This is a genomic window from Mesorhizobium sp. RCAM 05104, from assembly GCF_059683645.1.
The window spans coordinates 4,130,065-4,153,692 of record NZ_CM185033.1 but is presented as its reverse complement, the minus strand read 5'-3'; the positions used below and the strand labels follow the sequence as shown (position 1 = coordinate 4,153,692).

20 protein-coding genes are annotated in these 23,628 nt (G+C 64.1%); 9 read left to right on the top strand and 11 right to left on the bottom strand.

Features of this window, described 5'->3' with window-relative positions; translation table 11 throughout:
• Positions 1–18 precede the first annotated feature (18 nt).
• The 5 genes from atpA to AC56QP_RS20295 form a co-directional block, all read right to left on the bottom strand.
• Positions 19–1,548, bottom strand: coding sequence for a F0F1 ATP synthase subunit alpha (gene atpA / locus AC56QP_RS20315; RefSeq protein ID WP_489858343.1), 1,530 nt, complete (start codon positions 1,546–1,548; stop codon positions 19–21).
• Complete coding sequence (locus AC56QP_RS20310; RefSeq protein WP_489858344.1) at positions 1,548–2,108, bottom strand: F0F1 ATP synthase subunit delta; 561 nt, start codon at positions 2,106–2,108, stop codon at positions 1,548–1,550. Before AC56QP_RS20310 ends, atpA begins: the two co-directional genes overlap by 1 nt.
• A 246-nt stretch (positions 2,109–2,354) precedes the next feature.
• A complete protein-coding gene (locus tag AC56QP_RS20305; RefSeq protein WP_489858345.1) occupies positions 2,355–2,750 on the bottom strand; it encodes an AGROH133_08824 family phage infection protein in 396 nt (131 codons plus the stop codon).
• A 94-nt stretch (positions 2,751–2,844) separates the two neighbouring features.
• The gene (locus AC56QP_RS20300; protein ID WP_489858346.1) at positions 2,845–3,540 is read right to left on the bottom strand and encodes an aspartate/glutamate racemase family protein; all 696 of its coding nucleotides are present in this window, start codon (positions 3,538–3,540) and stop codon (positions 2,845–2,847) included.
• Positions 3,541–3,590: 50 nt separating this feature from the next.
• Entirely contained in the window at positions 3,591–5,774 is a 2,184-nt protein-coding gene (locus tag AC56QP_RS20295) for a primosomal protein N' (RefSeq protein ID WP_489858347.1), read from the bottom strand.
• A 90-nt stretch (positions 5,775–5,864) separates the two neighbouring features.
• On the opposite strand from AC56QP_RS20295, the gene fsa reads away from it, so the two are divergent.
• A complete protein-coding gene (gene fsa, locus AC56QP_RS20290; RefSeq protein ID WP_091576156.1) occupies positions 5,865–6,521 on the top strand; it encodes a fructose-6-phosphate aldolase in 657 nt (218 codons plus the stop codon).
• Between the two features lie 90 nt (positions 6,522–6,611).
• Here the strand turns inward: fsa and AC56QP_RS20285 are convergent, their stop codons facing one another.
• The 3 genes from AC56QP_RS20285 to leuS all read right to left on the bottom strand — a co-directional run bounded on the left by AC56QP_RS20285 (position 6,612) and on the right by leuS (position 12,637).
• Positions 6,612–9,176: a DNA translocase FtsK gene (locus tag AC56QP_RS20285; RefSeq protein WP_497101037.1), complete on the bottom strand. Its 2,565-nt coding sequence runs from the start codon at positions 9,174–9,176 to the stop codon at positions 6,612–6,614.
• A 265-nt stretch (positions 9,177–9,441) separates the two neighbouring features.
• Positions 9,442–10,026, bottom strand: a complete 585-nt coding sequence (locus AC56QP_RS20280) for an LPS assembly lipoprotein LptE (protein ID WP_489858348.1) — start codon at positions 10,024–10,026, stop codon at positions 9,442–9,444.
• Positions 10,013–12,637, bottom strand: a complete 2,625-nt coding sequence (gene leuS / locus AC56QP_RS20275; protein ID WP_489858349.1) for a leucine--tRNA ligase — start codon at positions 12,635–12,637, stop codon at positions 10,013–10,015. The genes AC56QP_RS20280 and leuS overlap by 14 nt, the downstream gene beginning before the upstream one ends.
• Before the next feature lie 155 nt (positions 12,638–12,792).
• On the opposite strand from leuS, the gene AC56QP_RS20270 reads away from it, so the two are divergent.
• The 4 genes from AC56QP_RS20270 (at position 12,793) to AC56QP_RS20255 (ending at position 15,398) form a co-directional block, all read left to right on the top strand.
• On the top strand, positions 12,793–13,455 hold the full coding sequence (locus AC56QP_RS20270) for a YggS family pyridoxal phosphate-dependent enzyme (protein ID WP_489858350.1): 663 nt from the start codon (positions 12,793–12,795) through the stop codon (positions 13,453–13,455).
• Between the two features lie 99 nt (positions 13,456–13,554).
• Positions 13,555–13,809: a type II toxin-antitoxin system Phd/YefM family antitoxin gene (locus AC56QP_RS20265; RefSeq protein ID WP_489858351.1), complete on the top strand. Its 255-nt coding sequence runs from the start codon at positions 13,555–13,557 to the stop codon at positions 13,807–13,809.
• Positions 13,809–14,210, top strand: coding sequence for a type II toxin-antitoxin system VapC family toxin (locus tag AC56QP_RS20260; protein ID WP_489858352.1), 402 nt, complete (start codon positions 13,809–13,811; stop codon positions 14,208–14,210). The genes AC56QP_RS20265 and AC56QP_RS20260 overlap by 1 nt, the downstream gene beginning before the upstream one ends.
• 138 nt (positions 14,211–14,348) lie before the next feature.
• Entirely contained in the window at positions 14,349–15,398 is a 1,050-nt protein-coding gene (locus tag AC56QP_RS20255; protein WP_489858353.1) for an aldo/keto reductase, read from the top strand.
• A 48-nt stretch (positions 15,399–15,446) separates the two neighbouring features.
• On the opposite strand, the gene AC56QP_RS20250 is transcribed toward AC56QP_RS20255, so the two are convergent.
• On the bottom strand, positions 15,447–16,355 hold the full coding sequence (locus AC56QP_RS20250) for a LysR family transcriptional regulator (protein ID WP_489858354.1): 909 nt from the start codon (positions 16,353–16,355) through the stop codon (positions 15,447–15,449).
• A gap of 125 nt (positions 16,356–16,480) precedes the next feature.
• Here AC56QP_RS20250 and AC56QP_RS20245 point away from each other — a divergent pair, with 125 nt between their 5' ends.
• Both AC56QP_RS20245 and AC56QP_RS20240 read left to right on the top strand, forming a co-directional pair.
• Positions 16,481–17,662, top strand: a complete 1,182-nt coding sequence (locus AC56QP_RS20245; RefSeq protein ID WP_489858355.1) for an MFS transporter — start codon at positions 16,481–16,483, stop codon at positions 17,660–17,662.
• A 64-nt stretch (positions 17,663–17,726) separates the two neighbouring features.
• Positions 17,727–18,761, top strand: a complete 1,035-nt coding sequence (locus AC56QP_RS20240) for an aldo/keto reductase (RefSeq protein ID WP_489858356.1) — start codon at positions 17,727–17,729, stop codon at positions 18,759–18,761.
• A gap of 307 nt (positions 18,762–19,068) precedes the next feature.
• On the opposite strand, the gene AC56QP_RS20235 is transcribed toward AC56QP_RS20240, so the two are convergent.
• Positions 19,069–19,341, bottom strand: a complete 273-nt coding sequence (locus tag AC56QP_RS20235) for an usg protein (protein ID WP_091576148.1) — start codon at positions 19,339–19,341, stop codon at positions 19,069–19,071.
• Between the two features lie 304 nt (positions 19,342–19,645).
• On the opposite strand from AC56QP_RS20235, the gene acs reads away from it, so the two are divergent.
• Positions 19,646–21,601 carry an acetate--CoA ligase gene (acs, locus tag AC56QP_RS20230; RefSeq protein WP_489858357.1) on the top strand — a complete coding sequence of 652 codons (1,956 nt, stop codon included), beginning with the start codon at positions 19,646–19,648 and terminating at the stop codon, positions 21,599–21,601.
• Entirely contained in the window at positions 21,601–22,350 is a 750-nt protein-coding gene (locus AC56QP_RS20225; protein ID WP_497100397.1) for an MOSC domain-containing protein, read from the top strand. The genes acs and AC56QP_RS20225 overlap by 1 nt, the downstream gene beginning before the upstream one ends.
• Before the next feature lies 1 nt (position 22,351).
• Here AC56QP_RS20225 and AC56QP_RS20220 read toward each other — a convergent pair whose 3' ends face one another.
• Positions 22,352–23,620, bottom strand: a complete 1,269-nt coding sequence (locus AC56QP_RS20220; RefSeq protein ID WP_489858359.1) for a class I SAM-dependent methyltransferase — start codon at positions 23,618–23,620, stop codon at positions 22,352–22,354.
• Positions 23,621–23,628 lie beyond the last annotated feature (8 nt).

Here is a 23,628-nt window from a genome sequence, read left to right as displayed (position 1 = left end):
CCCGTCGTCCGGCTTCGTTCAAGCAAAGGTCTTGGCGAAAGCGTCGATTTCCGCCTTCAGCTTGGCGCGCAGATCGTCCGACAGCGCCTTTTCCTTGCGAATGGCGTCGAGCACATCCTTGCCGGCCGCGCGCATGTGGCTGAGCAGGCCATGCTCGAACTTGCCGACCTGGTTGACCGGCAGCTTGTCGAGATAGCCATTGACGCCGGCGAAGATCACCGCGACCTGCTCTTCCGTCTTCAGCGGCGAGAACTGCGGCTGCTTCAGGAGCTCGGTCAGGCGCGATCCGCGGTTGAGCAGGCGCTGCGTGGCGGCGTCGAGATCCGAGCCGAACTGCGCGAAGGCCGCCATTTCGCGGTACTGCGCGAGCTCGCCCTTGATCGAGCCGGCGACCTGCTTCATCGCCTTGACCTGCGCGGCCGAGCCGACGCGGCTGACCGACAGGCCGACGTTGACGGCGGGACGGATGCCCTGGAAGAACAGATTGGTTTCCAGGAAGATCTGGCCGTCGGTGATCGAGATCACGTTGGTCGGGATGTAGGCCGAAACGTCATTGGCCTGCGTCTCGATGATCGGCAGGGCGGTCAGCGAACCGGCGCCCATGTCGTCGTTGAGCTTGGCGGCGCGCTCGAGCAGGCGCGAGTGCAGATAGAAGACGTCGCCCGGATAGGCTTCGCGGCCCGGCGGGCGGCGCAGCAGCAGCGACATCTGGCGGTAAGCGACAGCCTGCTTCGACAGATCGTCGTAGCTGATCAGCGCATGCATGCCATTGTCGCGGAAATATTCACCCATGGTGCAGCCGGCGAACGGCGCCAGGAACTGCATCGGCGCCGGATCGGAAGCGGTGGCGGCGACGATGATCGAGTATTCGAGCGCGCCGCGCTCTTCCAGCACCTTGACGAACTGCGCGACGGTCGAGCGCTTCTGGCCGACGGCGACGTAGACGCAGTAGAGCTTTTCCTTCTCGGGGCCGTTGTCGTGCACCGACTTCTGGTTGAGCATCGTGTCGAGGATGATGGCGGTCTTGCCGGTCTGACGGTCGCCGATGACCAACTCGCGCTGGCCGCGACCGACCGGGATCAGCGCGTCGATGGCCTTGAGGCCGGTCGACATCGGCTCGTGCACCGACTTGCGCGGGATGATGCCGGGCGCCTTGACGTCGACGCGCTTGCGCTCGACTGCCTTGATCGGGCCCTTGCCGTCGATCGGGTTGCCGAGCGCGTCGACGACGCGGCCGAGCAGGCCGGGGCCGACGGGAACGTCGACGATGGCGCCGGTGCGCTTGACGATGTCGCCTTCCTTGATGTCGCGGTCGGCACCGAAGATGACGACGCCGACATTGTCGGCTTCGAGGTTGAGCGCCATGCCGCGGATGCCGCCGGGGAATTCGACCATCTCGCCGGCCTGGACGTTGTCGAGGCCGTAGACGCGGGCGATACCGTCACCGACGGACAGCACCTGTCCTACTTCGGAGACCTCGGCCTCCTTGCCAAAATTCTTGATCTGGTCTCTCAGAATTGCGGAAATTTCCGCGGCGCGGATGTCCATCAGCCGACCTCTTTCAGTGCAAGCTTGAGCGAATTGAGTTTGGTTTTGAGCGACGTATCGATCTGGCGCGAGCCCATCTTGACCACCAGCCCGCCGAGCAGCGACGGATCGACGGTGACGGAAATGGCCACATCCTTGCCGGCAACGCTCTTCAGCGCCGCCTTGAGCTCGGTCTGCTGGGCGGCGGTCAGCTCATGAGCCGACGTCACTTCGGCAGCAGTCTCGCCACGATGTTCGGCGGCGATCTGGCGGAATGCCCTGATCATGCCGGGGATGGCGAACAGCCGGCGGTTCCTGGCGACGACGCGCAGGAAATTGCCCGTGAGGCCGGTGATGTTGGCCTTGTCGGCGATCGCCGCGATAGCCTTGGCCTGGTCCTCGCTGGAAAACACCGGGCTGTTGATCAGCCGGGTAAGATCGGCGCTGCCCGCGAGCATCGCTTCGAAACTGTTGAGGTCGGCCTCGACCTTGGCGACGGAATTTGCCTGCAGCGCGAGTTCGAACAGCGAACCCGCATAGCGTTCTGCGACACCTGAGATTGGCGATGACGATTGGGCCACGGACCGTCTTTTCTCTTGTCTGACAGGCCGCAGATTGTTGGCGCGAGCAAAAACTCTAGCTAAATCTTTGACCTTACTGCATTTTTTCGAGCACGGAGGCGCGGCTTCCGCTATCCCCTGCCGAAAGTCGATTGCCGTCTAGCACAGGCATTTTAAGACCGCAATGCGTCGTTCCGCATGGTTTTCAGGCACTATTGTCGCATCCGGCGAAAGTCACGCGTCTTGCGCCCCGGAATAGCTAAGGATTCAAGGCACAAAGCCGAAGGCGAAGGCGAGCGGCAACGCCGCCAGCGCCAATTCCACCACAATGGAGACCCAGTTGAAAGGCGTGTTGGCGCCATCCGACATCATCGACAGCAGCCGGCCGAAGGCCGTGAACAGCCAGGAGAAGCCAAGCGTCATATAGATCAGCGGCTGCGCGAGCAGGATGCAGCACAGGCCGACGCCAAGATAAAAGCCCGACATTCTGCCGCGCCCTTCGGCGATCGCCGCCGCCTTCTCGGGCTTGACCTGCAAGCGCAGGGCACGGAAGGCCAGGGCCGGCGCCAGAAAAAACAGAAGGCCGAGCAATACGGTGACGACGGCGCTCGACCAGGCCAGCCATTCGCCCTGGCTCATCGGCCATGGAAACGCAAAATCCATCTTGTCCCCTCGAAATGCCTGCTTTGAAATTCCGGGCATTCTAGCCAAGGCGCAGACATGCGCCAGATAGGCGTCGGCGATTTTCGAGCGCCGGTCAGCTCAGCGCGAACTCGACCGCCGCTTCGACATGGATGCGCGTCGTGTCGAAGACCGGAATGTCGAAGTCCTGCTGGCCGATGAGCATGGTGATCTCGGTGCAGCCCATGATGACGCTGTCGGCCGCCTCGTCGCGCCGCAGGCGTTCGGTCTCGGCAATATAGGCCGCCTTCGAGGCTTCGGTGACGACGCCCTGGCACAGTTCCTCGTAAATGACGCGATGCACCATGTCGCGCCCGGCCGCATCGGGCACGACGGGCCGCAGGCCATGCTTGTCGGCGAGGCGGCCCTTGTAGAAATCCTGCTCCATGGTGAAGCGCGTCGCCAGCAGCGCCGGGCGCTGCATGCCGGCGCGCTTGACCGCCACCGCGGTGGCGTCGGCGATGTGGATCAGCGGGATGGATACGGACGCCTGCACCTGATCGGCCAGCCTGTGCATGGTGTTGGTGCACAAAAGCAGGCCTTCCGCGCCGCCCGCCTCGAGCTTGCGCGCCGCTTCGACGAGAAGCACGCCGGCGCCGTCCCAGTCGCCGTGATGCTGGCGCTCGGCGATTTCGGCGAAGTCGAACGACCACAGCAGCAGTTTCGCCGAATGCAAGCCGCCCAGGCGCTCGCGCACCATCTCGTTGAGCAGGCGGTAGTAGATGGCGGTCGATTCCCAGCTCATGCCGCCCAGAAGGCCAAGGGTTTTCATGTGATCTTCCATCTCTCGCTGGCTTGCGGCCTATCGCCGATATCGCGACCCTACAAAAAGCTCTGCGGGTCGATGTCGACCTGCACCCTGACCGAGCCGCGCTGCTTCGGGCCGTTGGCCAGCATGGCGCGGATGAAGCCTTGCATGTCGGCGCGCTTTTCGCCCTGGATCAGCAGGCGGAAGCGGTGACGGCCGCCGAGCAGGGACAGCGGCGCCTCCGCCGGCCCGAGCACGAACAGATCCGTTGCCTCGGGCGCGGCGCGGCGCAGGCCGCGTGCGTGGCCCTCGGCTTCCGCTCGCGTCACCGCGCTGACGATGACGCCAGCGAGCCGGCCGAAGGGCGGCAGTGCCGCCCGCTCGCGCTCGGCGATCTCGCGTTCGTAAAACGCCTCGGCATCGCCGGAGACGATCGCCCGCATCACCGGATGATCGGGTTGGAAGGTCTGCAGCAGGCCGAGGCTCTTCTTGCCGGTGCGGCCGGCGCGGCCGGTCACCTGGCTGAGCAGCTGGAAGGTGCGCTCGGCGGCACGCGGATCGCCATTGGCCAGGCCGAGATCGGCATCGACGACGCCGACCAGCGTCATGTTGGGGAAGTTGTGGCCCTTGGCGACGAGTTGCGTGCCGATGACGATGTCGGCCTCGCCATTGGCGATCGCCTCCAGCTCCAGCCGCAGCCGTCGCACGCCGCCCATCAGGTCGGACGACAAGACGATGGTGCGCGCGTCGGGGAAATGCGCGACGACCTCCTCGGCGATGCGCTCGACGCCTGGCCCACAAGCCACCAGATGATCGAGCGTGCCGCATTCCGGGCAGGCCTCGGGGCGGCGCTCATTGTGCCCGCAATGATGGCAGACGAGCTGGCCGCGGAAGCGATGCTCGACCAGCCAGGCCGAGCAGACCGGGCAGCCGAAGCGATGGCCGCAGACCCGGCACAGCGTCAGCGGCGCATAGCCGCGCCGGTTGAGGAACAGCAGCGACTGCTCCTTCCTCTCCAGCGTCTGGCGCATATGGTCGAGCAGCACCGGAGACAGGAAGCCGCCACGCGCGGGCGGCGCGCGCCGCATGTCGATCGCCTTGAGGTGCGGCAGCGCCGCCTCGGCGAAGCGGGCGGCGAGCACGGCCCTGCTGTATCGACCCTGCTGGGCATTGACGCGGCTTTCGACCGATGGCGTCGCCGACGCCAGCACGACCGGAAAGCTGCCGATATGGCCACGCACCACCGCCATGTCGCGCGCATTGTAGAAGACGCGGTCTTCCTGCTTGTAGGCAGGGTCGTGTTCCTCGTCGACGACGATCAGGCCAAGCTCCTTGAACGGCAGGAACAGCGCCGAACGCGCGCCGGCGACGACACGCACGCCGCCTTCCGCCACTTGCCGCCACACCCGTTCGCGCATCCTCGGCGGCAGGTCGGAATGCCATTCGCCCGGCTTGGCGCCAAAGCGTTGCTGGAAGCGTTCGAGAAAGGCATGGGTCAGCGCGATCTCCGGCAACAGGATCAGCACCTGCTTGCCCTGGTCGAGCGCCGCCGCCACCGCCTCGAAATAGACCTCGGTCTTGCCCGAGCCGGTGACGCCGTCGAGCAGCGCGACATTGAACACGCCGGCTGCGACATTGGCGCGCAGCATCAGCGCCGCGTCGCTCTGGTCCGGCATCAATTCCGGCACGGCATAGCCGGAATCGGGTGCCGCCACCACCGGTCGCGGCGGGATCATCACCGTCTCGAACACGCCTTGCGCCTTCAGGCCGTCGATCACCGTCGACGATACGCCAGCCGCATGGGCGAGACCCGACCGCGTCCAGGCAAGACCGCCTTCGGCTGTCTCCAGCACGCGCTCTCTCGCCCCCGTCATCCGATCGGGTGCGATGGGGGTGCGTTGCAGCCCCTCGATCCACGGTTCGGGATCGAAGGCCTCCGGCGCCCTGAGCAGCATGCGCGCCACCATGCCCGGCGGCGACAGCGTGTATTGCGCCACCCAGTCGACGAAACGGCGCATCGCGCGGTCGATCGGCGGGCAATCGAAGACCTGCTCGATGGGACGCAGCTTTCTTGCGTCGATGTTCTCGACGGCGCCATCCCAGACGATGCCGGCGACCTGGCGCGGGCCGAGCGGCACGCGCACGATCGAACCCGGCACCACACGCATGCCTGCAGGCACGGCGTAGGTGTAGGGGCGTTCGGCGGGCATCGGCACCAGCACCGGTGCGGCCGCGACAAAGGGCGAATCTTCGATCATGAGGCGTGACCTTGCCCCGACTTTGGTCTAGATCAAAGCGCAACGCTGAACGTGCCCTTGTCGGCACGACGAAATCGTCAGGAGACCGCCATGAAATTTTTTGTCGACACCGCCGACATCAAGGATATCCGTGAGCTGAACGATCTGGGACTGCTCGACGGTGTCACCACCAACCCGTCGCTGATCCTCAAATCGGGCGGCAAGATCGCCGACGTCACCAAACAGATCTGCGATATCGTCGAAGGTCCGGTCTCGGCGGAAGTCGTGGCGACCGAGTACAAGGACATGATGGCGGAGGCCGAGGTGCTGGCCAAGATCGCGCCCAATGTCTGCATCAAGGTGCCGCTGACGCTCGACGGACTGAAGGCCTGCAAGACGATCCGCACCCAGATGAACCGCATGGTCAACGTCACGCTCTGCTTCTCGGCCAACCAGGCGCTGCTCGCCGCCAAGGCCGGCGCCTCCTTCATCTCGCCCTTCGTCGGCCGCGTTGACGACACCGGCTCGGATGGCATGGAGCTGATCCAGGAGATCCGGCAGATCTACGACAATTACGACTTCCAGACCGAGATCCTCGTTGCTTCGGTTCGCACCGTGAACCATGTCAAGCAGGCGGCACTGATCGGCGCCGATGTTGTCACGGCCCCGCCGGCGACGCTGAAAGCGCTGGTCAAGCATCCGCTGACCGACAAGGGCCTGGAGCAGTTCCTGGCCGATTGGGCGAAGACCGGCCAGAAGATCGGCTGAAGCCAGCAGCCGCTTTGACAAGAAGGCCGGGCAACCGGCCTTTTTTCATATGCGCTTCCGAACAACCGGCTTCGCCAAAGCCGCTGCCGCTCAATCGGTGCCGTCCTCGTCAGGCGCGCTCACCTGCTGGCGCCGGCCCATGATGATCTCGCGTTTGCCGACATGGTTGGGTGCTCCGACCAACCCTTCCTTTTCCATGCGCTCGACCAGGGACGCGGCGCGGTTGTAACCGATGCCGAGACGGCGCTGGATGTAGGACGTCGAACACTTCTTGTCGCGCACCACCACCTTGATCGCCTCATCGTAGATGGCATCGCTGTCTTCGGCTGCAACGGATCCCTTGTCGAAGACCGCGCCCTGGTCGTCCTCGGATTCTTCCTCATCCTCGTCGGCAGTCACGGTTTCCAGATATTCAGGGCGGCCCTGCGCCTTCAGATGCGCCACGACATGCTCGACCTCCGCGTCGGAAACGAAGGGACCATGCACGCGGGAAATGCGCCCCCCGCCCATCATGTGCAACATGTCGCCCTGGCCGAGCAGCTGTTCGGCGCCCTGCTCGCCGAGTATGGTGCGGCTGTCGATCTTGGATGTCACCTGGAAGGAAATCCGGGTCGGGAAATTCGCCTTGATCGTGCCCGTGATGACATCGACCGAGGGGCGTTGCGTTGCCATGATCAGGTGGATGCCGGCGGCGCGCGCCATCTGCGCCAGACGCTGGATGGCGCCTTCGATCTCCTTGCCGGCAACCATCATCAGGTCGGCCATCTCATCGACGATGACGACGATGTACGGCATCGGCGCAAGGTCGATTTCCTGCTGCTCGAAAAGCGGTTCGCCAGTGCCCTTTTCGAAGCCGGCCTGCACCGTCATGACGACCGTCTCGCCCTTGTCGCGGGCAGCGGCGGCGCGCTCATTGTAGCCGTCGATGTTGCGCACACCGAGCCGCGCCATCTTGCGATACCGATCCTCCATCTCGCGCACCGCCCATTTGAGCGCGGTGACGGCTTTTTTGGGATCCGTGACGACGGGGGTCAGAAGATGCGGGATGCCGTCATAGACCGAGAGTTCGAGCATCTTTGGGTCGACCATGATCAGCCGGCACTCTTCCGGCTTCAGCCGGTAAAGCAACGACAGGATCATGGTGTTGATGGCAACCGACTTGCCGGAACCGGTGGTGCCGGCGACGAGCAGATGAGGCATCTTCGCCAACTCGGCGATGACCGGCTCGCCACCGATCGTCTTGCCGAGACAAAGCGCCAGCTTGCAGCTGGTCTTGCGAAAACCCTCCGATTCGATCAGCTCGCGGAAATAGACGGTTTCGCGCGTCTCGTTCGGAAGTTCGATGCCGATGACGTTACGGCCAGGCACGACGGCAACGCGCGCCGAAATCGCCGACATGGAGCGGGCGATATCATCGGCAAGCCCGATGACACGGGAGGATTTGACACCTGGCGCCGGTTCGAACTCGTAGAGCGTGACGACCGGGCCCGGGCGAACATGAATGATCTCGCCGCGCACGCCGAAATCCTCGAGCACGCTTTCCAGCAGATCGGCGTTCTGCTCCAGCCGCTCCTGCGACATGTAGAAGCCTTGTCCCTCCGGCGGCTGCTGCAACAGCTCTTCCGAGGGAAGCTCATAGGGACCGCGAGTCGTCGTTGGCACAATTCTGCCGGCCATGGGCAATGGCGAAGATACGCGCGCGACCGGAACCGGCACAGTCTCTTCCGGAGCCGGCATGACTCGTACCGAAATGGCGTTGCTCGCAACGGCAGGAATTGCGACCGCCGGCTGCACCGAGGCTTCGTTCGAATTGGCCGGGCGGACGTCTGGCAAGGCTGACGGCGCTTGCAAGCCGGGCAGGCATTCAATGACACGGAACGACGAGGTGAGATCGGCCGTTGGCGTGGCACGAACGTCGACCCGTTCGGCAACCGGCGCGGCTGTGCGCCGAACCGGGACGGCGCGCGGCGCTGGTGACGGACCTTCGATCATGTAGGGCGCCATGACCTCGAAAAAGACGTGATCCGACAGATAGGGCCAGCGCACATTTTCGCGGCCGGCTGCCTTGACCGCCGCCGCCGTTTTCTGGGCAGACGCCGCGGGTGCGGGTGCGGATGCGCGTGCCGTCGCGGCCATCCTCGGACCGACCGGCGCAGCCCGCGCCTTTTCGCCAGCAGGCCCTGGCGGAACGGATGCCGTGGCCGCCGCCGGCGGTCTCTCACGCATCATGGCCCTGTTGCCGGCAGGCGGCCGGGCCGCGTCCAAAGCGGGGCTTTTCATCGGCACCGACAGTGGCGAGGACGAGGCTGCGTGGGATGCCGTAGCCCCGGTGGATTGTGTGCTTCCCTGCCGCGCCGGCGGCGCCTGTGCTTCGCTTTGCTCGACGGCAATCTGGTCGTGCTGCGGACGGCGCGTGTTGGCTTCGTAATCTGGCGTGCGCGTGAACCGCACATTCGGCGCCAGGAAGAAATAGTCTTGCCAGGCAGGGCTTTCGTTGCCGCCGAGATCAACAAACCGCGGGGAATGGCCGGCCCTGGCTGCGCCAGCCTGCCGGCCATCCACCTTGTCGCTCATGCCGTTGAAACGCTCACCCTCGGGATCATCGGGCGAAGCTGTATTCAATGAATTGACCCGAGGAAAACGCTTGGATTCCATTCTCAAGACTCACTCCGAAACATCCTCCGAGCAATAGGGAGCGAGTGGTTAACAGTTGCTTCCCGTCGGCTCCGCCGGAGCGACCGAGCCGCATCTTTCGCAGCGATGGCGGACGATCGGATTCGGGCCGCTGATCGTCACCCACGATCAACCACTCATCCACATGCGTAGGGCTAGAAGGAGAGCCGAAGATCTGGCTCTTGGCCATCACAAAGCGGCCCGAGCACCAAGATCGAGATTGCGTTTCCGTGAAACGAAGAGGGCGCTAGCCGGCTGTCTTGCCGTGCCTGACCAGGTCCTGGGCGATGGACAGCTGCAGCGCTTCGGCCAGTTCGCGCGCGGCGCGATTCTCGGCGTCGATCTGCGCCCGGTACGAGGCGAATTCCTGACGCGGCCTGTCGAAGGACGAAGTGATCGAGCGCTTGCCGGATGCGATCGCCGCCCCGGTACTCGCATCGTGCAGCAAGTAGCTGGCGGTCAGCGTCACGGAACCGGCGGTCGGCTCGTCCTGATCGGTTCCAACCTGCACAAGTGCCGAGGATTCGACGGCTTCGGTGACACTGAGATCAAGCGAATAGGCGGGCGAGGCTGGTTCGCCGGCGCCGCGTCCAAATCCGAAGATCAAATTGTTGCGCACCTGCTGGGCGTATCGCGTCTTGACCGGCTTGATGCCGATCGACGCCAACTCGGCATTGGCGCTGGCACTCGAGCCGGCAGACAGCGGCGCGTTCGAATAGAGCGGGTGCACCGTGCAGGCCGAGACCAGCGCAAGCGAGCCGATCAGGCCGGCAAGCGCGATCTGGCGCAACACGCGGCTCACGTCTGTCTTCTCCGGATCAGGCAACGACATTGACGATCCTCTGCGGCACGATGATCACCTTGCGCGGTGCCTTACCTTCGAGCGCTTTCTGCACGAAGTCGAGAGCCAATACCGCTTTTTCGACCGCACCTTGGTCCGCGTCGCGGGCAATTGTCAAATCCCCCCGCTTCTTGCCGTTGACCTGGATCGGATAGGTGACTTCGTTGTCGACGACCAGCGCCGGATCGAAGACCGGCCATGGCCGTTCGGCGACCAGATCGGTGCCACCAAGCGTTTCCCAGCACTCCTCGGCCAGGTGCGGCATGACCGGCGCGATGAGATGCACGAGGATCTCGACGGCCTCGCGGCAGGCGCCCTGCAGTACCGGATCGGCCTTGCCTTCCGCCACTTCGTTGAGCGGCGTGGTCAGCGCGTTGGCCAGTTCGTAGATGCGGGCGATGGCGCGGTTGAAGGCGAGTTTTTCGATATCCTCGCCGACCGCCTTCAGGATCTTGTGCGCGGCCTTCGAGACCACTCCGGCCTCGCCGGCACCAGCCGCCCCGGGCTTGATGCCTGCCAGCGTTTCGGCCGCCGTCGATACCAGGCGCCAGATGCGCTGGATGAAGCGATGCGCTCCGGCCGCGCCCTCGTCGGTCCACTCGACGTCGCGTTCGGGTGGCGAATCCGACAGCATGAACCAGCGGGCGGTATCGGCGCCGTAGCCGTCGGTGATGTCTTCCGGGCTCACCGTGTTCTTCTTCGACTTCGACATCTTCTCGAGCGGGCCGATAGTGACGGCCTCGCCGGTGGCGATGTCGAAGGCGCGGCGTTCGCCGTCGACGCCCTCCAGCCGCACCTCGGTGGGCGCCAGCCAGCGGCCATTCGATGCCGAGCCGACGCGGTAGGTTTCGTGCACCACCATGCCTTGAGTGAACAGGCCCTTGAACGGTTCGGCCAGATCGACATGGCCTGTTTCGCGCATGGCGCGGGTGAAGAAGCGCGAATAGAGCAGGTGCAGGATCGCATGCTCGATGCCGCCAATATACTGGTCGACCGGCAGCCACTCATTCGCCGCCCTGGGATCGGTCGGCTCATGCGCCCAGGGTGCCGTGAAGCGGGCGAAGTACCACGACGAATCGACGAACGTGTCCATCGTGTCGGTTTCGCGCCGCGCATCCTTGCCGCATTGCGGGCATTTGACGTGCCGCCAGGTCGGATGGCGGTCGAGCGGATTGCCGGGCCGGTCGAACTCGACATCGTCGGGCAGCCTGACCGGCAGATCGGCCTTCGGCACCGGCACCACGCCGCAATCCTCGCAATGGATCATCGGGATCGGGCAGCCCCAGTAGCGCTGGCGCGAAATGCCCCAGTCGCGCAGGCGGAAATTCACCTTGCGCTCGGCCATCGGCCGGTTGCCGATGGTCTTCTGCTCCAAGAGCTTCGCGACCTCGTTGAACGCCTTCTCAGGCTTCATGCCGTCGAGGAAGCGTGAATTGATCATCACGCCGTCGTCGACATAGGCTTCCTCGGTGATCTGGAAGGTCTTCGCATCGGCACCCTCCGGCATCACCACCGGGATCACCGGCAGGCCGTATTTGTTGGCGAAGTCGAGGTCGCGCTGGTCGCCCGACGGGCAGCCGAAGATGGCGCCGGTGCCGTACTCCATCAACACGAAATTGGCGACATAGACCGGCAGCGTCCAGCTGTCGTCGAACGGATGGACGACGCGGATGCCGGTGTCGAAACCCTTCTTCTCGGCCGTCTCCAGCGCCGCTACCGAGGTGCCCATGTGGCGGACTTCGTCGATGAACTTGGCCAGCGCCGGATTGTCCTCGGCCGCCTTCTTGGCCAGCGGATGATCGGCGGCGACAGCCATGAAGGAGGCACCGAAAATGGTGTCGGGCCGCGTCGTGTAGACTTCCAGCTCATGCTCGCCGGCGATCGGGGCCGACAGCGGCCAGCGGATCAGCAGGCCTTCCGAACGGCCGATCCAGTTCTGCTGCATCAGCTTCACTTTTTCCGGCCACTCGTCGAGACCGTCGAGCGAGTCCAGCAGGTCCTGCGCAAAGTCGGTGATCTTGAAGAACCACTGCGTCAGTTCGCGCTGTTCGACCAGCGCGCCCGAGCGCCAGCCACGACCGTCGATGACCTGCTCGTTGGCGAGCACGGTCATGTCCTCCGGGTCCCAGTTGACCTTGGAGGATTTGCGCGTCACCAGCCCCTTCTCGACGAAATCGAGGAACAGCATCTGCTGGCGGTGGTAGTAGTCGACGTCGCAGGTGGCGAATTCGCGCGCCCAATCCAGCGACAGGCCCATGACCTTGAGCTGCTCGCGCATGGTGGCGATGTTCTGGTAGGTCCATTCCTTGGGATGGACCTTGTTCTGCATCGCCGCGTTCTCGGCCGGCATGCCGAAAGCGTCCCATCCCATCGGGTGCAGCACGTTGAAACCCTTGGCCCGCTTGTAGCGCGCCACCACGTCGCCCATCGTGTAGTTGCGGGTGTGGCCGATATGGATGCGCCCCGACGGATAGGGGAACATCTCCAGCACATAGTATTTCGGACGCGGGTCGTCGTTGTTCGCCTCGAACAGCTTTTTGGCGTCCCAGGCCTTCTGCCATTTGGGCTCTGACGCGCGCGGATTGTATCGTTCGGTTGCCATCGGATGTTTTTCACTTAAAAGCAGGCGCGGACCGCGGGCGACAGCTCGGCGGTTCAGGGAATGTGGTCCGGGTGTTCACCATGGTTTGGCAAACCCGTCAACCATATGGGCATCGCGTCGGTTAAAAACGCGGGTCAAAACAGCGGGATTTGCATATGGGCGACGCCGTTCAGCAGTTTTTCGCGGTCAAGACGAAGATCGCCGCCGCCGAGCACGAGGCTGGTCGCAAAGCCGGCGCGGTGACGCTGGTCGCGGTCTCCAAGACCTTCGATGCCGTCAACATCCAGCCCGTCATCGAGGCCGGCCAACGCGTCTTCGGCGAAAACCGCGTGCAGGAAGCACTCGGCAAATGGCCGGCGCTGAAGGAGGCATTCCCGGATATCGAATTGCACCTGATCGGCCCGCTGCAGTCCAACAAAGCCAAGGAAGCAGTGGCGCTGTTCGACGTCATCGAGACGGTCGATCGCGAGAAGATCGCCGCCGAACTCGCCAAGGAGATCGCCCGGCAAGGCCGGGCGCCAGAACTCTACGTCCAGGTCAACACAGGCTCCGAGCCGCAGAAGGCGGGCATCGAGCCACGCGACGCCGTCGCCTTCGTCGCCCGCTGCCGCGATATCCATGGCCTCGCCATCGAAGGCCTGATGTGCATCCCGCCGGCCGATGAAAACCCCGGCCCCCACTTCGCCTTGCTGGAGAAGCTCGGCAAGGAAGCCGGCGTCGCGAAACTGTCGATGGGCATGTCGGGCGACTACGAGACGGCGATCGCCTTCGGCGCCACCAGCGTCAGGGTCGGTTCGGCGATTTTTGGCAGCCGGTAGTCCCTGCGAGTCTCTTTGGGCAGCAGTTCCAGAGCAACATTCCTTGCTGCCTCATCGCTTTGATACTATATCTAGCCAAGCTAGCTAGGAAGCATTCTTATGAACTGGCATCTTCAGGACGCAAAAAACAATTTTTCGAAGGTGGTTCAGCGCGCGCGCAGCGAGGGACCGCAGACGGTGACCCTGCGTGGCGAACGCGCCGCGGTGGTGCTCTCTGCTGAAGACTATGACCGTCTGTCGGGAAAGAAGAAATCGCTGGCCGCATATCTTCTGACCGGTCCTGTCTGGGACGATGATTTCGCCGAGGAGGTCAACCGTCGCCCGGAGACGATGATCCGGGATGTCGATCTCTGATGTATTTGCTCGACACGAACATCGTTTCGGATGTGCGGAGGCGGCTGCCCAAGCCGACAGCATGGCTGGCTTCTATTGATCCGGACTCCCTCAATCTCAGCGTCATCACTATTGGCGAGATCGAACGTGGGATCGTCAAGCAGCGCAAGGTCGATGCCGAACGGGCCACGCGTCTCGATCTTTGGCTGCGGGAACTTCGCCGCGACAATGCCGACCGCATTCTCGCTGTGACGGAAGAGGTGGCGTTGGCGTGGGGACGTATCTCGGCTGGGCGAACCCGTGGCAGTGCGGACACGCTCATCGCGGCAACCGCGCTTGTCCATAATCTCATTCTTGTGACGCGCAACGTCACCGATTTCGATGATACAGGCGTGACTGTGCTCAACCCCTGGGACGACTAACCTATCCCGCCTGCGTCTCACCTTGACCCATGCCAGCATCTTTGGGCCAATCCTGAGGCGCTATTGCGCCAAACGTTGAAACGAAACGTACCGTTCCTATTTGTTTTGTGCCATTCACAATTCTCCTGGAGCTTTGCCATGCGTTACAACCAGCTTGGAAACACGGGGATGTTCGTCTCCGAACTCTGCCTCGGCACCATGACCTTCGGCGCCGCCGGCGAAAATGCCCAATGGGGCCTGATCGCCAGCCTCGACCAGAAGGGCGTCAACGAGATCGTCGCCCGCTCGCTCGCCGCAGGTGTCAATTTCTTCGATACCGCCGATGTCTACTCCTTCGGCGAGTCCGAACGGCTGCTTGGCCAGTCGCTCAGGGATCTCGGTGTCGACAGACGGAATGTGGTCATCGCCACCAAGGTCCATGGCGCCATGGGCGAAGGCCCCAACCAGCGCGGCTCCTCGCGCGGCCACATCATGGATTCGGTCGACGCCAGCCTTGAACGGCTGCAGCTCGACCATATCGATCTCTATCAGCTGCATGGCACTGACACGGTGACGCCGATCGACGAGACGCTGCGGGCGCTGGACGACCTGGTTGCCAGCGGCAAGGTCCGCTATGTCGGCGTCTCCAACTGGGCGGCATGGCGCATCGCCAAGGCGCTCGGCATCGCCGACCGCAAGGGGTTCGCCCGCTTCGAGACCGTCCAGTCCTATTATTCGATCGCCGGCCGTGACCTCGAACGCGAGATCGTGCCGCTGCTCAACGAGGAAAAGCTCGGCCTGATGGTGTGGTCCCCGATGGCCGGCGGCTTGCTGTCGGGCAAATACGGTCCCGGCGCGCCCGGTAATGGCGAGGGCCGTCGCGCCAGCTTCAACTTCCCGCCGGTCAACGAGGACCGTGCCTGGGCGGCCGTCGCCGTCATGCGCGAGATCGCCGCCAAGCATGGCGTCAGTGTCGCCACGGTGGCGCTCGGCTATGTCCTGGCCAAGCCTTTCGTGATGAGCGTCATCATCGGCGCCAGCCGCATGGAGCAGCTCGAACAGAACCTTGCCGCGACTGAAGTGAAACTCGACACGGACGATCTCGCCAAGCTCGATGCGGTCAGCGCCTTGCCAGCCGAATATCCCGGCTGGATGCTGGAGCGCCAGGCAGCGGGCCGGCGCCCGGCGCCATTCACGCCGAAGGCATAGCGCCCTGCCAATGATGACCATCCCGGGAGCCCGTCGGCTCCCGGGATGTCAGGTCAGCCGCACGTTCTCGCCAAGAAAATCGAGAAAGGCGCGTACCCGCGCCGGCAGGTGACGGCCCTGGCCAACATAGACGGCGTGGGTAACCTCCTCGTCGCCCGGGTTGAACGCCTCCAGCAGCGGCACCAGCCGCCCGGTGGCGATGTCGGCCGCCACATGCCAGCGCGCCAGCCTGGAGATGCCGGCCCCGGCCAACGTCATCAGCCGCATCGCTTCGCCGTCGCCGACAAGCGCATTGCCCGTGATGGGGATGATGACGGCGGCGCCGGCCGCGTCGACAAACGGCCAACCGTCAATATGGCGGACAAAGCCGAAGCCCATGCGGTTGTGGCGCTCCAGTTCGGCAAGTGTCCGCGGCGTGCCATGCGCCTCGAGATATGAGGGCGCGGCAACGACCACCACCGGGCTTTGCCCGAGCTTGCGCGCCACCAGCCGTGATTCGCCGAGCGGCCCGGCACGAATGGCGACATCGGCGCGTTCGGCCATCAGGTCGATGACACTGTCGGTCAGCACCAGATCGACCGAGATTTCCCTGTAGCGTTCGAGGAAGCGCGGCAGCAGCGGGATCAGCCGGTGCACGCCGAATGGCACGTAGGTGTTGACGCGCAGCCGCCCGCGCGGCGCCGCACCCGCCGCCGCCTCGCGCTCGGCTGCCGCCATGTCGGCCAGGATGCGCAGGCCACTTTCATAGAACGCGGTGCCTTCCGGCGTCATCTGCAGGCGACGTGTCGAGCGGCTGACCAGCCGTGCGCCTAGCCTGGCCTCCAGCCGCGCGATCAGCTTGCTGACCGCCGATGGCGTCATGCGCAGCTCGCGCGCCGCGGCGGAAAAGCTGCCCGCCTCGACGACGCGCACGAAGACTTCGATCTCGCCGGAGCGGTTGATGTCGGATCTCGCCATCTGTGAATCTATTTCACAGAAAATGTGCCCAATGCAAGTCTGGTTCACAGTGCGTGGCGACACGATCTTTCGGGTCGGGGCGCGGGTTGGGATAGGCGCTCTTCGTCGTCGAAGTGGAAACCGCCATGCCTCTAGCTCTCTACGCCCTCGCCGCCGGTGCCTTCGGCATCGGTGTCACCGAATTCGTCATCATGGGTCTGCTGCTTGATGTCAGCAAGGATCTCGGCGTCTCGATCTCGGCCGCCGGCCAGCTCATTTCGGGCTATGCGCTCGGCGTCGTCATCGGCGCGCCCTTGTTGACCATCGCCACCGGCAACTGGCCACGCAAGACCGTGCTTCTGGCGCTGATGGCGATCTTCACGCTTGGCAATCTCGCCTGTGCACTGGCCCCCGACTACTGGACGCTGATGGGCGCGCGCGTCATCACCGCCTTTGCCCATGGCACCTTCTTCGGCGTCGGCTCCGTCGTCGCCACCGGACTGGTGGCGCCCAACAAGAAGGCCTCGGCGATCGCCCTGATGTTCACCGGCCTGACCATTGCCAACATCCTCGGCGTTCCCTTCGGCACCTGGCTCGGCCAGGCTTTCGGCTGGCGGGCGACCTTCTGGGCGGTCACCGTGGTCGGCCTGGCGGCCTTCGCCGTTATCCTGGCTCTGGTGCCGCGCAGCCGGACGGCGCCGGAAAAGAGCGACCTGCGCGCCGATCTCGCCGTGCTGCGCCGCACGCCCGTCCTGCTCGGCCTCGCCACCACCGTGCTCGGCTATGCCGGCGTGTTCGCCGTCTTCACCTACATCGCCCCGTTGCTGACGGAGATCAGCGGCTTCCAGGATGCGGCCGTGTCGCCGATCCTGCTCGTCTTCGGCGGCGGTCTCATCGCCGGCAATCTCGCCGGCGGCAAGGTCGCCGATCGCTGGCTGGTGCCGGCCGTGCTGGGCAGTCTCGTGGTGCTGGCGCTGGTGCTGGCAACCATGAGCTTCGCCATCCACAGCCAGATCATGGCCGTCATCTATGTCGGCCTGCTGGGCGCCGCCGCCTTCGCCACCGTGGCGCCACTGCAGATGTGGGTGCTGGAAAAGGCGCAAGGTGCCGGCCAGAGCCTCGCCTCGTCCTTCAACATCGCTGCCTTCAATCTCGGCAATGCCGCCGGCGCCTGGCTTGGTGGCGCGGTCATCGCCCATGGCCTCGGCCTTGGCGCGCTCCCCTGGGTCGCCGCCCTGCTGCCGCTCACGGCGCTCGCCGTGGCGTTGCTGGCGCTGCGTCTCGATCGCCCTGCCACGCTCGGCACGCCTGCTTCCGTCCGGTCGTGACATCAGCCGGCAAAGCCAGACCGCTTTTCAACATCCTTCCTTCCACACCAGCAGGAGCAAAAAAATGGACTATCGACGTCTCGGCGCATCGGGCCTGAAAGTGCCGGCGCTGTCATTCGGCGCGGGAACTTTTGGCGGCTCCGGCCCGCTGTTCGGCGCCTGGGGCAACAGCGACGCCACGGAGGCGCGGCGGCTGATCGACATCTGCCTCGAAGCCGGCGTCAACCTGTTCGACACCGCCGACGTCTATTCGAACGGCGCTTCGGAGCAAGTGCTGGGCGAAGCCATCAAGGGCCGCCGCGATGCCGTGCTGATCTCGACCAAGACCTCTCTGCCGATGGGCGACGTGCCGGCCGACTACGGCTCGTCGCGTTCGCGGCTGATCAGATCGGTCGAAGACGCCCTGAAGCGTCTCGGCACCGACTATATCGACTTGCTGCAGCTGCATGCCTTCGACGCCGGCACGCCGATCGAGGAGGTGCTGTCGACGCTGGACGAGCTCGTGCGCGCCGGCAAGCTGCGCTATGTCGGCGTCTCCAACTTTTCCGGCTGGCAAGTGATGAAGTCGCTTGGGCTGGCCGACAGGCACGGCTACCCGCGCTATGTCGCGCATCAGGTCTACTATTCGCTGGTCGGTCGCGACTATGAGTGGGAGCTGATGCCGCTTGGCCTCGACCAGGGCGTCGGCGCCCTGGTGTGGAGCCCGCTCGGCTGGGGCCGCCTGACCGGCAAGATTCGCCGTGGCCAGGCTTTGCCGGACAAGAGCCGGCTGCACGACACGGCAAGCTTCGGGCCGCCGGTCGAGGACGAGCATCTCTACCGCGTCATGGATGCCCTTGACGCGGTGGCCGAGGAAACCGGCAAGAGCGTGCCGCAGATCGCCATCAACTGGCTCCTGCGGCGCCCGACCGTCTCCTCGGTCATCATTGGTGCCCGCAACGAGGAGCAGCTGCGCCAGAACCTCGGCGCCGTCGGCTGGACGCTGACGCCGCAGCAGATCAGGAAACTCGACGCGGCGAGCGAAGTCACCGCGCCCTACCCGTATTTCCCCTATCGCCGCCAGGAAGGTTTCGCGAGGCTCAACCCGCCGGCGGTCTGATTAGGTCGCGATCCTACGTTTCGGGATCATCATAGACATTGGGGAGTAGCCGAAGCGCCCTCAACTTCGTCATCCACGGGCGGAGCAGCCGCAAAGCGGCGTCGCGAAGACCCGAGGATCCATGCCGTGAACTTGGTCGAAGATCGCGGCGGAGCAGAATTCTGGACCGCTAGGCGCTCGGAAGTCGCGGCATGGATCCTCGGGTCTGCGCCGCGTCGCTACGCTCCTTGCTCCGCCCGTGGATGACGAAGTGATGGGCGTTTCCGCCAATCACTTCCGGTCGACAAAAATGCCTGCGCTACAGCCCCTAATGCAGCACGAACTCGCCATCCACCTTGCGCCATTCGTTCGGCGCGATCAGCTTCTGGTGCGTGTAGCTGACTGAATGCAGTGGTCCGTCGAGCCTGGCCTTCCAGAATTCGATGAACCGGATCAGCACCGGAAACTTCGGCGCCAGGTCGTAGTCCTGCCAGATGAAGCTCTGCAGCAGATGCGGATGGTCGGGGAAATGATAAAGAATCTTGGCCGTGGTCAAGCCGTAGCCTTTGAGCATCAGGTCCATTTCGGAATGGTCGCGCATGGCGGTCCCCAGGTTGATTCTCCTTTCCTCCCAACGCGCGATTGTGCGCGCCGTTGCTTAACTGTCTATTGATTTTTCCTGATCGTCAGCGGATTTTCCGCGCAAAAACATGCAGTTAGCAGCGGCCTTCGTCGAGTGCTGACAGCGTCTTAGAGCGCGCCTGCGGCATCCCGCCACGCGAATCCAACGTCTAATGTTGCCGTCACCGCGGAACTGGTAATAATGCCGCCGAATTCGCGGCCGCGTCGCCGTGATCCCCGCCGGCGTTTCAAGCCGGCGGTTTGGTTCGGGAGGAAAGTGAAAAATGTCCGATGTGCATGTCCATCGCGTCCAGCCGGCGTGGAAGAAGAACGCGCTGATCGATAATGACACCTACCTGAAATGGTACGCCGACAGCGTCAAGAACCCGGACAGGTTCTGGGGCAAGCACGGCAAGCGCATCGACTGGTTCAAGCCCTACAGCAAGGTCAAGAACACCTCCTTCGACGGCAAGATCTCGATCAAATGGTTCGAGGACGGGCTGACCAATGTTTCCTATAACTGCATCGACCGGCACCTGAAGAAGCGCGGCAACCAGACCGCCATCATCTGGGAAGGCGACAACCCCTACGACGACAAGAAGATCACCTACAACGAGCTCCACGAGCATGTCTGCCGCCTCGCCAATGTGATGAAGAAGCACGGCGTCAAGAAGGGCGACCGCGTCACCATCTACATGCCGATGATCCCGGAAGCCGCCTATGCGATGCTCGCCTGCACGCGCATCGGCGCGATCCATTCGATCGTCTTCGGCGGCTTTTCGCCGGACGCTTTGGCCGGCCGCATCGTCGACTGCGAATCGACCTTCGTCATCACCGCCGATGAAGGCCTGCGCGGCGGCAAGGCCATTCCGCTGAAGGAGAACACCGACAAGGCGATCGACATCGCCGCGAAGAACTTCGTCATGGTGAAGAACGTCCTTGTCGTGCGCCGCACCGGCGGCAAGGTCGGCTGGGCGCCAGGGCGCGATGTCTGGTACCACGACGAGGTCGCGACGGTGAAGGCAGAGTGCAAGCCAGAGAAGATGAAGGCGGAAGACCCGCTGTTCATCCTTTACACCTCCGGTTCGACCGGCAAGCCGAAGGGCGTGCTCCACACCACCGCCGGCTACCTCGTCTACGCGTCGATGACGCACCAATATGTCTTCGACTACCATGACGGCGACATCTACTGGTGCACCGCCGATGTCGGCTGGGTCACCGGCCACAGCTACATCGTCTACGGTCCGCTCGCCAACGGCGCCACCACGCTGATGTTCGAGGGCGTGCCGAACTATCCGTCGCAGGCCCGCTTCTGGGAAGTCATCGACAAGCACAAGGTCAACATCTTCTACACCGCGCCGACGGCGCTGCGCGCGCTGATGGGCGCAGGGGACAGCCATGTCACCAAGACCTCGCGCAAATCGCTGCGCGTGCTGGGTTCGGTCGGCGAGCCGATCAATCCGGAAGCCTGGGAGTGGTATTTCAACGTCATCGGCAACGGCAAGGTGCCGATCGTCGACACCTGGTGGCAGACCGAGACCGGCGGCATCCTGATCACGCCGCTGCCGGGCGCGACCGACCTCAAGGCAGGCTCGGCGACACGGCCCTTCTTCGGCGTCCAGCCGCAGCTGGTCGACGGCGAAGGCAAGGTGCTGGAAGGGGCGGCCGACGGCAATCTGTGCATCACCGATTCCTGGCCTGGCCAGATGCGCACCGTCTATGGCGATCATGAGCGCTTCGAGCAGACCTATTTTTCCACCTACAAGGGCAAGTACTTCACCGGTGACGGCTGCCGCCGTGACGCCGACGGCTATTACTGGATCACCGGCCGCGTTGACGACGTCATCAACGTCTCCGGCCATCGCATGGGTACGGCGGAAGTCGAATCCGCGCTCGTCAGCCACGACAAGGTTTCCGAAGCCGCCGTCGTCGGTTACCCCCACGACATCAAGGGCCAGGGCATCTATTGCTACGTCACGCTGATGGCCGGAGCGCCGCCCAGCGAGGAACTGCGCAAGGAGCTTGTCGCCCATGTCCGCAAGGAGATCGGCGCCATCGCTTCACCCGACAAGATCCAGTTCGCGCCCGGCCTGCCGAAGACACGTTCCGGCAAGATCATGCGCCGCATCCTGCGCAAGATCGCCGAGGACGATTTTGCCGCGCTTGGCGACACCTCGACGCTGGCCGATCCGGCCGTCGTCGACGATCTGATCGCCAACCGGCAGAACAAGAAGGACTGATGCGGGACGAGGCTTTGCTGGGCACTGTAAGCGAGCTCTGGCGCTATCCGGCGAGTTCGCTTGCCGGCGAGCGCCTGGAGGCGATCTCGATCGAGGTCGAAGGCATCGTCGGCGACCGCATGTTCGGCCTGGTCGATGCCACCGACAATGAGATCGCACGGCCGGATCGAGATGCGAAATGGCATAAAGTGCCACGCATCCGCACCCGGCTGACAGGCAACCGCGAACTCGAAGTGGCCGTGCCGGGCGGCGACTGGCTGCGGGCCCCCGGCCCCGAAAGCGATCGGTCGGTATCGGACTATCTCGGCTTCCAAGCCTCGATCCGGCCGTTTCGCCGGGAGTACGCTGCCGCCGGCTACTCCGGCCCGCTGACGGCGGAACGCTATCGCAAGGCCCCGATCCACCTTCTGACCACGGCGTCGCTGGCGCGGCTGAAGGCGCTGCATCCGGAGGGGACCGCCGACCCGCGTCGCTTCCGCCCCAACATCGTCGTCGACATGGCTGCGGTGGAAGGCTCGTTTCCGGAGACGGAATGGATCGGCCGCAAGCTCGCGATCGGCGAAATGCTGTTGACCATCTCAGAACCCTGCCGCCGCTGCGGCTTCACCATCATCGGCCAGGATGGCTTCGACCACGACCCGGCGATCCTGCGCAATCTGGTTCGCCACAACGCGCACAATCTCGGAGTCTACTGCACGGTCGATCGGCCGGCCAACGTCGAGGTCGGCGACGCGATGCGCTTCCTGTAGGCTACCGGTAGAGATCCGCCCGCGTCGGCGGCAGGCCGCTCGGGCCGCGCGCCCGCTTGGTGGCGACAGTCTGGAAAATCTGCGCCGAAGCGCGTTCGAACGTGATCGAACAGCCTGTCAGGTAGAGCAGCCAGAGACGCGCCTTGGCCTCGCCGACCTCGGCGATCGCCTCGTCGAATCGTGCATGAAGGCGCTCGGCCCACAGCCTGCAGGTGCGCGCATAGTGCTCGCGCAGATTCTCGACGTCGTGGACGAGGAAGCCGTGCGCCTCGAGATTGCCGAGCGTCATGCCGATCGTGTCGAGTTCACCGCCGGGGAAGATGTATTTGATCAGCGCCTTGTATTCCGGCCCCTTGCGCAGGGTCTTCTTCATGTCGCCCTTGCTGCGCCTGGTGATGGCGTGGTGCAGATAGATGCCGCCTGGCTTCAGCAGCCGGTGGATGGTGGAGAAGTAGGCGGCATGGTTGGCGAGCCCCAGATGCTCGAACATGCCGATCGACGATATCTTGTCGAAGGTGCCGGTGAGCTCGGCGTAGGATTTTATCTCGATGGTGATCTTGTCCTCCAGCCCCTCGGCGCGAATGCGCTCACGGGCAAGTTTCGTCTGTGCTTCAGACAGCGAGACGCCGTGGCCGGTGACGCCATAATTCTTCGCGGCATGGATCAGCATCGCTCCCCAGCCGCAGCCTATGTCGAGCAATCTTTCACCGGGCTTCAGCCGCAGCTTGCGGCAGATGTGGTCGAGCTTGTCGGCCTGCGCCTCATCGATGCCGTTGGCGAAATCCTTGAAGTAACCGCAGCTGTAGACCATGCGTTCGTCGAGGAAGAGCCGATAGAAGGCGTTCGAGATGTCATAGTGGTGCTGGATCGCCTCCTTGCTCGATCCGCTGACGAAAGGGTTTCGTCCGGCAAGATCGACCCGCGTTGTCATCTGCTTTCTCGAAAACAGAACTGCGGGCAAGTCGCGCAGGATCGCCAGTTTCGGCAATGCCTTGAGTTTCGACCTGAGCTTGCCTTGCGAAGGCAGGGCGTAGAAATCAAACAGCGATCCGTCTTCGACATCGACCGCCTTGGAAATCCATATCTCGATCAGCGTCGAGAAGGAGGGGCGGCGAATGATCTGCCAGGCAATATCCTGGTCGTTGATGGTGAGCACCGGGCCGGTGGCGGGGCCAATCCTCTCGCCGGTCCACAGCTTGACCGCAAAGCCCGGCTTCAGCGTTTCAACGACCGTTCGAACGATCCGCGCGGCCTTGTCGGTGGCGTCCATGCTTCCTC